Origin of the sequence: Candidatus Thiodictyon syntrophicum, assembly GCF_002813775.1 — a bacterium.
In the GTDB taxonomy this organism is placed as follows: Bacteria; Pseudomonadota; Gammaproteobacteria; order Chromatiales; family Chromatiaceae; genus Thiodictyon; species Thiodictyon syntrophicum.
The window spans coordinates 2,759,463-2,772,286 of record NZ_CP020370.1 but is presented as its reverse complement, the minus strand read 5'-3'; the positions used below and the strand labels follow the sequence as shown (position 1 = coordinate 2,772,286).

Here is a 12,824-nt window from a genome sequence, read left to right as displayed (position 1 = left end):
AGCGACGGCCGCGCCTTGACTGATCGACACCATCTGGCTGCTGTCAGGACGCCGCGCCGAGGGCAGCAACCGCCTCCCGCCAGACCTGCGGATCGCCCAGCCGCACCGCCGCGTCGGCACCCAGGTTCTCCAACAGGCAGCCGAGCAGGTTGATCCGGTCCTCGTCACTCCAGAACAGTCGGCCGTCGATCAGCTCGATCTTCTCCGGGGTCCGTTCAAAATAGCGCGACTCGATCTCCTCCCGGCTCCAGGCACGACCCTCGCGTTGGATGTTCCAGTCGTCATAGGTCATGGTCTTGCACTCTTCAGCCTCCGACCCGGTCCAAGACCGCCGGCAGCGCCGCGGTCGTGCCCCGCAGCACCTGGTCCAATCCGTATTCGCGGAAGATGTCAGTGGCACGCTCGGCCTGCTCCCGGGTGGGGGTCGGCGTGTCCTTGAGCGTATAGGTCATCCCCATGTCGTCCCATTTGTGCTCGCCCATCTTGTGGAACGGCAGCACCTCCACCCGCTCGACATTGGAGAGGCCGGCGACGATCTTCGCGACGGCGCGGATGTTGTCCTCACCGTCGGTCAGCCCCGGGACCAGCACGAAACGCACCCAGACCGGCAGCCGCCGCGCCTCCAGGCGGCGGGCGAAGTCGAGTGTGGGTTGCAGGCCGGCGCCGGTGACGCGCTGATAGAGGGCGGGCAGCCCGGACTTGATGTCGAGCAGGACCAGGTTCGTATGGTCCAGCAGTGAATCCGGCGCACGCATACCGCCGTAGCCGCTGGTGTCGATCGCCGTGTGCAGTCCCATCTTCTTGCAGCCCTTGAGCAGCGCCTCGGTGAAGGCCGGCTGCACCAGCGGCTCACCGCCGCTGATGGTCACACCGCCGCGGGTGTGAACGAGATAGGGTTTGTATTGCGCGATCTCCGCCAACAGTGCCGCGCTGGAGGTCAGCTTGCCATTGCTGAGCTTGGTGGCGTCCGGGTTATGGCAATAGGAGCAGGTCAGCCGACAGCCGGCCACGAACACCACAAAGCGCACGCCGGGACCATCCAGGGTCCCGGCGGTCTCCACGGAGTGGACGTAACCGTCCACCGCACTCGGATCAGGCACAGCAGCCATGGAAGGTGCGGTTGATGACGTCGAGCTGTTGCTCGCGCGTCAGCCTGACGAAGTTGACCGCGTATCCCGACACCCGGATGGTGAGTTGGGGATACTTCTCCGGGTGCTCCATGGCATCCAGGAGGGCCTCGCGCTCCAGCACATTGACATTGATGTGCTGGGCGCCGTTGCTGTGCGGGTTCAGGCCGAAATAGGTGTCCAGCAAGCCGGTGAGATTGGCCACCCGGTCGCCTTCCGTGCGCCCGAGCGCGCTGGGGATGATCGAGAAGGTGTAGGAAATCCCGTCCTGGGCATGGCGGTAATCGAGCTTGGCCACCGACGACATGGAGGCCAGAGCGCCCTTCATGTCACGCCCGCTCATCGGGTTGGCACCCGGTGCAAAGGGCTCACCCTTCTTGCGCCCGTCCGGTGTCGCCCCGGTCTTCTTGCCATACACCACATTGGAAGTGATGGTCAGGATCGACTGGGTATGCATGGCGTTGCGGTAGGCCGGGATCTTCTTGAGCTTCTCCATGAAGGCCTCGGTCAACCACCGGGCGATCGAGTCCACCCGCTCGTCATTGTTACCGAAGCGCGGCGGATCACCCTCGATGATGAAGTCCTGGGCCAGACCATTCTCGTCGCGCACCGCCGTCACCTTGGCGTATTTGATCGCCGCCAGGGAGTCGGCCACCACGGACAGGCCCGCCATCCCGCAGGCCAGCGTGCGCAGGACCTCCTTGTCGTGCAGCGCCATCTCCAGGCGCTCGTAGGAATACTTGTCATGCATATAATGGATGACGTTGAGCGCGCCGACATAGGTGCGGGCCAGCCAGTCCATCATCGGCAGGAAGTGCGATATCACCTCGTCGTAGTCCAGCACGTCGGAGGAGATCGGTTCCAGGGCGGGCCCGATCTGTTCGCCGGACAATTCGTCGCGCCCGCCGTTCAGGGCATAGAGCATGCACTTGGCGAGGTTGGCGCGGGCACCGAAGAACTGCATCTGCTTGCCGATGCGCATGGGCGACACACAGCAGGCGATGCCGTAGTCATCGCCCCAGAAGCCGCGCATGAGGTCGTCGTTCTCGTACTGAATGGACGAGGTGCGGATGGAGGTCAGGGCGCAGAAGTCCTTGAAGCCCTGCGGCAGCGCATGGGACCAGAGCACGGTCAGGTTCGGCTCCGGCGCGGCCCCCAGAGTATCGAGCGTGTGCAGGAAGCGGAAGGACGACTTGGTCACCAGGGTGCGGCCGTCCGCGCACATGCCGCCGATGGACTCGGTGACCCAGGTCGGATCGCCAGAGAACAGTGCGTCATAGTCCGGGGTGCGTAGGAACTTCACCAGCCGCAGCTTGATCACGAACTGGTCGAACAGGGCCTGCGCCTCAGCCTCGGTGATGCGATGTGCCGCCAGATCCCGCTCCACATAGATGTCGAGGAAGGTCGAGGTGCGCCCCAGCGACATGGCGGCGCCGTTCTGCTCCTTGATCGCGCCAAGATAGCCGAAATACAGCCACTGGATGGCCTCTTGGGCGGTATTGGCCGGCCCGGAAATGTCGTAGCCGTACTTGGCCGCCATTCCCTTCAGGTCTTTCAGAGCCCGGATCTGGTCACTCAGTTCCTCACGCTCGCGGATCACCTCCTCAGCCATGCGGGCCTTGTCCGAGGTGTCTTTCTGCTCCTCGCGCTCGGCGATCAGGCGATCCACACCGTAGAGGGCGACACGGCGGTAATCGCCGATGATCCGGCCGCGGCCATAGGCGTCCGGCAGACCGGTGATGATGCCGGACTTGCGCACCGCACGCATCTCGGAGGTATAGGCGTCGAACACGCCCTGGTTGTGGGACTTGCGATAGCGCCCGAAGATCTCCTGGATCGAGGGGTCGATCTTGTAGCCGTAGGCCTTGAGGCCGTCGACCACCATCTTTACCCCACCGACCGGCATGATGGCCCGCTTGAGCGGCTTGTCGGTCTGGAGGCCGACGATGGACTCAAGCGCGGAGTCGATATAGCCCGCGTCATGCGACATCAGGTCGGACGGGACCTTGGTGTCGGCATCGAGCACCCCGCCCTTCTCGAATTCCGCCTTGCGCAGTTCCATGACCCGCGCCCACAGTGCCTTGGTCGCCTTGGAGGCGCCGGCGAGAAAGGCGTGATCGCCGGTGTAGGGCGTGACATTACGGATGATGAAGTCGCGCACGTCGATCTCGTGCTGCCAGGGTCCGGCGGTGAAACCGTCCCAGGACTCCTCGGGCGTGTTGCCTTGGCCCCAGGTTTGATCGCCGCGGGCAAGGGCGGCATTCTGGAAATCACGGGTGGTCATCGGTGGTTCCTCTTCTCTCTTTGTTGTTGGATCGCGAGGCCGCGGGACAGGCAGACCGTCGACGGGGCAACAGCGCCCGCCGCAGCGGAAACAGCCTTCCCCGGGCCGGGGTAGTCGATTGCTGTCCGGTTTCTGGTTGGTATTCGCAGGACCGGCGGGCGGCAGAAAATGGTCGTTCGTAGACTAGATAAGGGATCGCGGGCCCTGGTTCAAGGATATACCCGGGCAACGCCGGGGAAGCGCGTGAACATGAGGCTCCGATTGCAGGCTGTGACGGCCCAGGTGGCCTTGATCATAAGGTCCGCGTCGCCGCGCCTTTGATCACGACCGCCCTCCCGCGTTGCGGAGAGGATCGGGGTGAAACAGCGATAACGGTGATTTCGTCGTTCTCGTACGCTTGTGGTAATAGTATCAGATATGCAGATGTTGTGCCAGCGTCATCGCGGCAAGGTCTGACTGATTGGAATCAACAGCACCGTCTCGGTGCAAATCAAACCAGGGTGTCGCCTGTCGGATACCCGACAAGGTGCCTTGTCTTGTCGGATATCCAACAGGAACGGATCGGGGACAATGACCAGGAACAGGCAGTCCGGTGGGCGGCGGCGCGGCGCACGCATTGTCCGGTTGAATTAGGATGACACTAAACGATGACTGATCTGTTACGCGCCGCCGACCTTCGTCATTATATCGGCCAGGTTGCCGACGGCGACGCTGCTGGTCCGCACAGCGGACCCTACGGGCTCGCGGGTGATATCCGTCGCGGCCGGGCCTACCCTCACGCCCTTCCGGGGACTTCCAACTCCACCAACCCCTTGATGGACTCCACCATGCGATCGGCGCCCTCCTGCGCCGCGGTGCGGATCAGCGTCTCAAAGGGCCGCATGAGCAGACTCAGGCGTTTGAGATCAAGGCTTAAGATCAGACGCGTGTGCGCGGGCGCATCGACCCCGTCCGCCTCGAGCGGCACCGGCTCCAGCGCGTAGCGGATGCGGTAGCGCTCGCCGAGTTCCAGGAACTCCAGACATTGGAGCGGCTCCAGAGTGACGATCTTGAAGGTGGTGTCGGTGCGCCGACCCTGGTCCACGCGCACCTGGCGCCCGGTGCTGCCGACGCAGACGGGCCCCGGCGAGAGCAGCTCCAGGCACTCGACCTCCGGCGACCAGCGTTGGTAGTTCTTGAAGAAATCCAAGACGACGAAACTGAAGACCGGCTCGGCAGGCCTCTCGATCAGGATGTCGGCACAGGCACTGATCACGATGGGGGTGCGGCTCGCGGTGGATGGCGGGGGCGGGAGATTAACAGGCTTGTGACCGGGGCGGAAGTCTTATCGTCAACCCGCCGCGGGCGCGGCGGTTGACAATGGCCCCGGGCCCGCTAGCATGGCAGGCCCTTGACCCCCGGCCGCAACCGCCGCCGTGGGGCCTGCTGCTTGCGGCATCGCTGGTGCACCCCCGCACCCGCCGCCCGTCCGGATCCTGCCATGCCCGAGAGCCATCCCCCGCCACGCCACGACTGGACCATCGACGAGGTCGAGCGCCTCCTCTGCCAGCCCTTCAACGACCTGTTGCTCCAGGCCCAGACGACCCACCGCGCCCGCTTCGCACCCAACCGGGTCCAGGTCAGCACGCTCTTGAGCATCAAGACCGGGGCCTGCCCGGAGGACTGCGCCTACTGCGCCCAGAGCGCGGGGCATGACACCGGCCTGCCGCGGGAGTCCCTGTTGCCTGTCGCGGCGGTGATCGCCGCCGCCGCGGCCGCCAAGGCGCAGGGGGCCACCCGCTTCTGCATGGGCGCGGCCTGGCGCAACCCGACGGACCGCAACCTGGAGCAGGTGATCGGCATGGTCGCGGCCGTCCACGACCTGGGGCTTCAGACCTGCGTGACCCTGGGGATGCTGACCGCCGAGCAGGCCCGGCGGCTAAAATCGGCCGGGCTCGACTACTACAACCACAACCTGGACACCTCCCCCGAGTTCTACGGCCAGGTCATCAGCACCCGGACCTATCAGGACCGCCTGGCGACCCTGGGCCATGTGCGCGCCGCCGGGCTCAAGACCTGCAGCGGCGGCATCCTGGGGATGGGTGAATCGCGCCGCGACCGCGCCTCGCTCCTGTGCCAACTCGCCAACCTGCCGGCCCATCCGGAGTCGGTGCCCATCAACCTGCTGGTCCAGGTCGAGGGCACCCCGCTCTTCGGTACCGCCCCCCTGGACCCGCTGGAGTTCGTGCGCACCGTCGCCGCCGCCCGCTGCCTGATGCCCGCCTCCTATGTGCGGCTCTCCGCCGGACGCGCCCAGATGAGCGACGAACTCCAGGCCCTGTGCTACTTCGCCGGGGCCAACTCGGTTTTCTATGGCGAGCAATTGCTCACCACCCCCAACGCGGGGGCCGACCGCGACCGGGCACTGTTCGAGCGCCTGGGGCTCGCCTTCGAGGAACTGGCGCCGGAGCGCGACGAACCCGGGGCCTGTCAGCGGATCGACCGGGCCCCGGATGCCGCCTTAGTCACGCAACATAGGGTTTGATCCTAAGATCCACAGATGGACACAGATGAACACAGATTTTCTCCACATTGTCATGAACTCCTTGCTATTGCCAAGATCACCGACAAGCTGAGTCCCCGGCCAAGCGTAAGTCAATGAATAATCTGTGATCATCTGTGTTCATCTGTGGATAACTGCTCTTTCTAGGATGATCGAAACCTGATGGCAGCGCCCGACCTGACCGCCGAACTGGACCGCCTGCGCGCCGCCGGTCTCTACCGGCGCCGCCGCGTCCAGGACGGTCCCCAGCGGCCCCATGGCCGCACCGACGGGCGGTCGCTGGTCAATTTTTGCAGCAACGATTACCTGGGGCTCGCCAACCACCCGGAGGTGATCGCCGCCCTGCAACAGGGTGCCGCGCGCTGGGGGGTGGGCAGCGGCTCCGCCCACCTGGTGAACGGTCACAGCGCCGCCCACCAGGCACTGGAGGAGGACCTGGCCGAGTTCACCGGACGGCCCCGGGCGCTGCTCTTCTCCACCGGCTATATGGCCAACCTGGGGGTGATCGCGGCGCTGAGCGGGCGTGGCGATACGGTCTTCGAGGACCGGCTCAACCACGCCTCGCTCCTGGACGGCGCCCTGCTCGCCCGCGCCCGGCTGCGCCGCTACCCCCACGCCGACGCCGCCGCGCTCGAGCGCCTGGCGCAGCGCGCCGCGCCCCGCCTGATCGCCACCGACGGCGTCTTTAGTATGGACGGGGACCTGGCCCCCCTGCCCGCCCTGGCCCAGGTTGCGCGCCAGGCCGACGCCTGGCTGCTGGTGGACGATGCCCACGGGCTGGGCGTCCTGGGTCGGGAGGGGCGCGGCAGCCTGGACCACTGCGGCCTCGACGCCGCCGCGGTACCGATCCTCATGGGCACCCTGGGCAAGGCCTTCGGGACCTTCGGCGCCTTCGTCGCGGGCAGCGAGGCCCTGATCGAGACCCTGATCCAGCACGCCCGCCCCTATATCTATACCACCGCCACCCCGCCGGCCCTGGCCGCGGCGACCCGCGTGAGTCTGGCCCTGGCGCGCCGGGAGGAGTGGCGGCGTGAGCGCCTGGGCACCCTCATCGGGCGCCTGCGCGCGGGCGCCGCGCAACTCGGACTGTCGCTCGCGGACTCGCCGACCCCCATCCAACCGCTGCTCGCCGGCAGCGCCGAGCGGGCGCTGGCCTGGAGTGCCGCCCTGGAATCCGCCGGCCTGCTGGTCACCGCCATCCGCCCGCCCACGGTCCCGGTGGGCACGGCGCGGCTGCGCATCACCCTGAGCGCGGCCCATACCGACACCGACCTGGAGCGCCTGCTCGAGGCCTTGGCCGGATTGCCCGGGGTCAGGGACGGGCCAGGCGCGTCGTTGTCGTTGTCGTTGTCGTAATCGAGGTTATCGTAGCGCTCCGGATTCTCGCGCACGCCAAATTGCAGCCCTTCTCCGATTTACGATTACGACAACGACAACGACAACGGGACAAGGCCGCCACTGAACGCAAACAAGACACTGGATCGCTATGACACTGCACACCCTGGCCGACCTGCTCGGCACCGACGAGACCCCCGGCAACGACCTGGTCCTGCTCCACGGCTGGGGCATGAACGCCACCGTCTGGGACGGCCTGCCCGCGGACCTGGGTGCGGGTCTCACCCAGCACCGCATCGAACTGCCCGGTCACGGCGACAGCCCCTTCCCGCCCCAGTTGGGCCCCGGCACCGGCGCCCTGTGGCGCTGGGCGGACGCCTGCCTGGCCGCCGCCCCGGCGCGGGCGGTCTGGCTCGGCTGGTCCCTGGGTGGGCTGGTGGCCCTGGCCGCCGCGCTGCGGGCGCCCAAGCGGGTCCGCGCCCTGATCATGGTTACCGCCACCCCGCGCTTCCTGCGCGCCGTGGACTGGACCCCGGCGGTGGCGGAGGCGACCCTGGACCAGTTCCAGGCCGGGCTGCTGGCGGACCCGGCCGGCACCCTGAGCCGCTTCCTGGCCCTCCAGGTACGCGGCAGCGACCAGGCCCAGGAGGTCCTGCGCACCCTGCGCCGGGAATTGGCCCAGCGGCCAGCCGCCGACCCGGCCGCCCTGGCCCTGGGGCTCGAACTGCTGCGCGATGAAGACCTGCGCGGCCCCCTGCCCGACATCCGCTGCCCGTCGCTGTGGCTCTTCGGCGACCATGACACCCTGGTCCCGCCGGGGGTCGGCGAGCGGGTCGAATGCCTGATGTCGGCGGCCCAGACCCGCGTCATCGCGGGCGCCGCCCACGCGCCCTTCCTGTCCCATCCGCGGGAAACCGCGGACGCCATCGCCTCCTTCCTCGCTCAACTGAAGGCATGAACCCGAATAAATGCGGTCCAGCCGCGAATGAACGCGAATTAACGCAAATGATCAGAGGCTTGGCCTTTAATACGTGGTCGCCGTCCGGGTAACGCCCGCGACGATGCGGCGTTGATCGCCGTTCCGGCCAGCATCGGCAGGAATTGAGGTCTTAAGGGGGCGGCCCCGAACCGCACGGCGAGCGCGAAGCCAATACATTTAGACAGGATTAACAAGATTTACAAGATGTTATTCGTCTTCAATCTTGTAAATCTTGTTAATCCTGTCAAGAAATTTCGGAACCGGCCAGGGGCGTGGCCGGAACCATGATCAAGGCCGACGATGCTAACCACCAGATCTATTAGCGCTTATTTGCGTTCATTTGCGGCCAGATACTCTTTATGATGAACCGCGAAATACCATGAGCCAAGACCCCATCGACAAGCCCCGCGCCCGCCGCGCCTTCGAGCGCGCCGCCGCCGGCTACGACGCCGCGGCCGTGCTGCAGCGCGAGATCGCCGACCGGCTCCTGGAGCGGCTCGACTATGTGCGCCTGGACCCGCGGCGCGTCCTGGACCTGGGGACCGGCACCGGCTACGCGCTCGGCCCCCTGCAGCGGCGCTACCGCAAGGCGCGGGTGATCGCGCTCGACGTCGCCCACCCGATGTTGCTCCAGGCGCGCCGCCGCGGCAGTTGGCTGCGTCGCCCCCTGTGCCTGTGCGCCGACGCCGAGCGCCTGCCGCTGGCCGACGGGGCCGCCGACCTGATCCTCTCCAACAGCACCCTCCAGTGGTGCAACGACCCCGCCGCCGTCTTCGCCGAATGCCTGCGGGTCCTGAGCCCCGGGGGACTGCTGATGTTCACCACCTTCGGCCCGGACACCCTCAAGGAGCTGCGCGCGGCCTGGTCCGGCGTGGACGGCCACACCCACGTCAGCCCCTTCCCGGACATGCACGACCTGGGCGACGCCCTGGTCCAGGCGCGCTTCGCCGACCCGGTGATGGACACCGAGCGCCTGACCGTCACCTATGCGCGCTTGCCTGACCTGATGGCCGACCTGAAGGGCATCGGCGCCCACAACGCCACCGCCGCGCGTCCCCGCGGGCTCACCGGCCCGCGCCGCCTTGCCGCCGTCACCGCCGCCTACGAGCGCGAGCGCCAGGACGACGGGCGCCTGCCCGCCACCTATGAGGTCGTCTACGGACACGCCTGGGCGCCGCTGCAAAAGCCCATGGACGGCGGCATCGGCGTCCCCCTGAGCAGCATCGGCCGGCGCTACGGACCGGGCCTCGGGGCATGAGCGGGGTCTTCATCACCGGCACCGACACCGACTGCGGCAAGACCGAAATCGCCCTGGGCCTGATGGCCGCCTGGCAGGCGCAAGGACACCGGGTGCTCGGCATGAAACCGGTCGCCACCGGCTGCGACCCCAGCCCCGCCGGTCTGCGCAACGGCGACGCCCTGCGCCTCCAGGCCCAGGGCAGCACCGCCGCCCCCTACGACCTGATCAATCCCTATGCCTTCGCGCCGCCCATTGCCCCCCACCTCGCCGCCGGGCAGGCCGGGATCGAGATCGCCGCCGGCCCCATCCTCGCTGCGTACCGCGCCCTGGCCGCCGCCGCCGAGCGGGTGGTGGTCGAGGGCGTCGGCGGCTGGCGCGTACCGCTCGGCACCCACCTGTCGGTCAGCGATCTGCCCAGGGTGCTGGACCTGCCGGTGATCCTGGTGGTCGGCCTCAAGCTCGGGTGCCTCAATCACGCCCTGCTCACCGCCGAATCCATCCGCGCCCAGGGCGCCACCCTCGCCGGCTGGGTCGGCAACGGCATCGACCGCCGGATGCAGGCGGCCGATGAGAACATCGCGACGCTGGCCGCCCTGCTCGCGGCCCCCTGCCTGGGCGTCGTCCCCTGGCTGGCCCAGCCCGCGCCCGACACCCTGGCCGCGCTGCTCCGCTTGGACCTGTTGGTTACCCGCCAGGTCCCCCGATGCCCGTCTTGAACGCCGCGCAGCGCCGCCGTGGGAGCGGCTTCAGCCGCGACGGAACTCTCAGACCGCCACCTCGATCATAACTCCGGCCACGCCCCCTTGCGGTAACCCGTCGCGGCCCGGGGGCCGCTCCTACGGCGTAGGAGCGGCCCCCAGGCCGCGACGGATGTCACCCTCGAGGCGGCCGGAGTTATGATCAAGGCCCAGACCGCCGCAGCCTTGCAGGTGACCGCAACGTCGCATCGCGGCGGCAAGCCGCTCCCATGGGCTGGTATGCGCGACCCCGCTGGGAACCAATCCTCCCACCCGAACGCCTTGGTCGCACGCGGGGGGTTACCTGCCATCACCCGTCAGCCCCGCAGGGGCGTGATATACCAGCCCAGGGCAACGCCCCGGGGTGGTCTGTTGTTGAGGAACCCAGCCCTGAAAGGGCGTGACATACCAGCCCAAGGCAATGCCCTGGGTAGGCTGTTGTTGAGCATCCCAGCCCTGAAGGGGCGTGACATACCAGCCCAGGGCAACGCCCTGGGTGGTCTGTCGTTGAGCATCCCAGCCCTGAAGGGGCGTGACATACCAGCCCAGGGCAACGCCCTGGGTAGTCTGTTGTTGAGGGTCCCCCAGCCCTGAAAGGGCGTGACATACCAGCCCAGGGCAACGCCCTGGGTAGTCTGTTGTTGAGGGTCCCCCAGCCCTGAAAGGGCGTGACATACCAGCCCAGGGCAACGCCCTGGGTGGTCTGTTGTTGAGGATCGCAGCCCTGAAAGGGCGTGACATACCAACCCAGGGCAACGCCCTGGGTAGTCTGTTGTTGAGGGTCCCCCAGCCCTGAAAGGGCGTCACATACCAGCCCAGGGCAACGCCCTGGGTGGTCTGTTGTTGAGCATCCCAGCCCTGAAAGGGCGTGATATACCAGCCCAGGGCAACGCCCTGGGTGGTCTGTTGTTGAGGGTCCCCCAGCCCTGAAAGGGCGTGACATCCGCAGACCGCTGCCGGATTCAGGGTTACCGCAAGCCTAAGCCGCCGCCCGCACCCCCACCCCGCCCCCAAGCAGCGCATCCACCGGACTTTGCACCGCCGACCCACCCCGCTGAAGTACATGCGTATAGATCTGCGTCGTCGTCACGTCCCGGTGCCCCATCAACTCCTGTACCGTGCGGATGTCATACCCCGCCTCCAGCAGATGGGTCGCAAAGCAATGACGCAGCGTATGCGGCGTCGCCCGCTTCATAATCCCCGCGCGCTGCACCGCGGTACGCATCGCCTTCTGAAGCCCCGTCGGGTCGATGTGATGCCGCTTGATCCGCCCGGTGATCGGATCGCGCGAGCGGTCGACGTGCGCAACTGCACACACTCCATGAGCCGCAGCCCGGTCCCATACATCAGACTTGCCATCAGCCAATCCCGCCCCTGCATCTGCTGCAACACCAGCGCGACCTCCTGCCGCGTCATCACCACCGGCACCCGCTCCGGGCGCTTCGCCCGCGTCACCCCGTCCAACCAGCCCAACTGCACACCCAGCACCTGCTTGTAGAGGAACAACAGCCCGCACAGCGCCTGATTTTGTGTCGAGGCGGAAACCCCGCGCTGCGTCGCCAGACTCGACAGAAAGGCCTCCACCTCCGCCTCCCCCATCTCGCGCGGATGCCGCTTGCCGTGAAACCAGATATAGCGCTTGATCCAGCCCACATAGGCCTCCTCGGTCCGCGGGCTGTAGTGCAGCTTACGGAGCTTGTCCCGGACCTGATCCAGCAGGCGCATGGGCTTGGGGGCGTTCGCGGTCTCGGGGAGCGACATGGGGATCTCCTGAGGGTCAGTTCGGACACCTGTATAAATAGACAGCTTTCGCTGAAAAAGCAAGGTCGGCGACGAAAATCAGCCGCGGGCCGCGGACGAACGGCCGCTCCCGCGGACGGACGGCGCGCGCGGTCCCGATGCCGCATAAACCGGGGCCTCGCGACTTGAGATAGCGATAACCGATGGTTGCTAGAGGTTTTTCCGCGGAAGCGGAACGACTGGACGCGACGGCATAGACGGCAACCGCCCTCGGCGAGTCTTTCTCAGGCGGCAAAGTTGCCGCATAACGCATTAACGGTGCAGCGAGAGAAGCCGCTCAACCGATTGAATAACCGATCAATCATGCTCCCGACAATCCGAGCAATGTCGTTTTACGCGGCAGTTCGTCCGCCGAATCGCGGCTTGGGCGGCAAAGTTGCCGCATAACGCACGGCCAGGATCGCGCGTGGTCGCGTCAGCGTATTGATCAAGAGAGCATTTTTCGCTCAACCGACCAAGAAACGCCGGTTTATGCGGAACGCTCTTTGTCCCGCGGCGTGGTTTAGGCGGCAAGATTGCCTCATAAGCCACTAACGGTGCGGCGCGCGGACGCGCCCAGGGTCTTGACAGTCGGACGGATTTTTGATCCAATTGCGTCGACCCGGCGGGTTATGAGGTAGTTCGTCCGCCGAAATCTAGTTGAACTAATCCGCTCCGCGGGGCCTTCCGCGGCCATCCCGCAGCGCCATTGAATAGCGAATGAAGCGCGGATAAGCCCAGCCGTCCCACGGTTACCCGCGGCCCCGCCCCGTCCCCCATCGTCCACACTCGTAACGGCCC

General features: G+C 66.8%; 11 protein-coding genes. 5 read left to right on the top strand and 6 right to left on the bottom strand.

Going from position 1 to position 12,824, the window contains the following annotated elements:
• Window positions 1-43: 43 nt before the first annotated feature.
• The 4 genes from THSYN_RS11645 to THSYN_RS11630 all read right to left on the bottom strand — a co-directional run bounded on the left by THSYN_RS11645 (window position 44) and on the right by THSYN_RS11630 (window position 4,666).
• Window positions 44-292 carry a hypothetical protein gene (locus THSYN_RS11645; RefSeq protein ID WP_100919291.1) on the bottom strand — a complete coding sequence of 83 codons (249 nt, stop codon included), beginning with the start codon at window positions 290-292 and terminating at the stop codon, window positions 44-46.
• 13 nt (window positions 293-305) lie between these two features.
• Complete coding sequence (gene pflA / locus THSYN_RS11640) at window positions 306-1,109, bottom strand: pyruvate formate-lyase-activating protein (RefSeq protein ID WP_100919290.1); 804 nt, start codon at window positions 1,107-1,109, stop codon at window positions 306-308.
• Window positions 1,093-3,411 carry a formate C-acetyltransferase gene (gene pflB / locus THSYN_RS11635; protein ID WP_100919289.1) on the bottom strand — a complete coding sequence of 773 codons (2,319 nt, stop codon included), beginning with the start codon at window positions 3,409-3,411 and terminating at the stop codon, window positions 1,093-1,095. Before pflB ends, pflA begins: the two co-directional genes overlap by 17 nt.
• Before the next feature lie 775 nt (window positions 3,412-4,186).
• Complete coding sequence (locus THSYN_RS11630) at window positions 4,187-4,666, bottom strand: SRPBCC family protein (protein ID WP_100919288.1); 480 nt, start codon at window positions 4,664-4,666, stop codon at window positions 4,187-4,189.
• 225 nt (window positions 4,667-4,891) lie between these two features.
• On the opposite strand from THSYN_RS11630, the gene bioB reads away from it, so the two are divergent.
• The 5 genes from bioB to bioD all read left to right on the top strand — a co-directional run bounded on the left by bioB (window position 4,892) and on the right by bioD (window position 10,223).
• The gene (bioB, locus tag THSYN_RS11625; RefSeq protein WP_100919287.1) at window positions 4,892-5,935 is read left to right on the top strand and encodes a biotin synthase BioB; all 1,044 of its coding nucleotides are present in this window, start codon (window positions 4,892-4,894) and stop codon (window positions 5,933-5,935) included.
• Window positions 5,936-6,115: 180 nt separating this feature from the next.
• A complete protein-coding gene (gene bioF / locus THSYN_RS11620; protein ID WP_100919286.1) occupies window positions 6,116-7,309 on the top strand; it encodes an 8-amino-7-oxononanoate synthase in 1,194 nt (397 codons plus the stop codon).
• A gap of 130 nt (window positions 7,310-7,439) precedes the next feature.
• Window positions 7,440-8,246, top strand: a complete 807-nt coding sequence (bioH, locus tag THSYN_RS11615; protein ID WP_100919285.1) for a pimeloyl-ACP methyl ester esterase BioH — start codon at window positions 7,440-7,442, stop codon at window positions 8,244-8,246.
• Window positions 8,247-8,646: 400 nt separating this feature from the next.
• Window positions 8,647-9,525 (top strand): malonyl-ACP O-methyltransferase BioC, encoded by an 879-nt coding sequence (gene bioC / locus THSYN_RS11610; protein ID WP_100919284.1) that lies wholly within the window; start codon window positions 8,647-8,649, stop codon window positions 9,523-9,525.
• On the top strand, window positions 9,522-10,223 hold the full coding sequence (bioD, locus tag THSYN_RS11605) for a dethiobiotin synthase (RefSeq protein ID WP_100919283.1): 702 nt from the start codon (window positions 9,522-9,524) through the stop codon (window positions 10,221-10,223). The genes bioC and bioD overlap by 4 nt, the downstream gene beginning before the upstream one ends.
• Window positions 10,224-11,223: 1,000 nt before the next feature.
• Here bioD and THSYN_RS37260 read toward each other — a convergent pair.
• Both THSYN_RS37260 and THSYN_RS35860 read right to left on the bottom strand, forming a co-directional pair.
• Window positions 11,224-11,469, bottom strand: coding sequence for a tyrosine-type recombinase/integrase (locus THSYN_RS37260; protein WP_418219914.1), 246 nt, complete (start codon window positions 11,467-11,469; stop codon window positions 11,224-11,226).
• On the bottom strand, window positions 11,436-12,005 hold the full coding sequence (locus tag THSYN_RS35860; protein ID WP_418219913.1) for a phage integrase N-terminal SAM-like domain-containing protein: 570 nt from the start codon (window positions 12,003-12,005) through the stop codon (window positions 11,436-11,438). The genes THSYN_RS37260 and THSYN_RS35860 overlap by 34 nt, the downstream gene beginning before the upstream one ends.
• Between the last annotated feature and the right edge of the window lie 819 nt (window positions 12,006-12,824).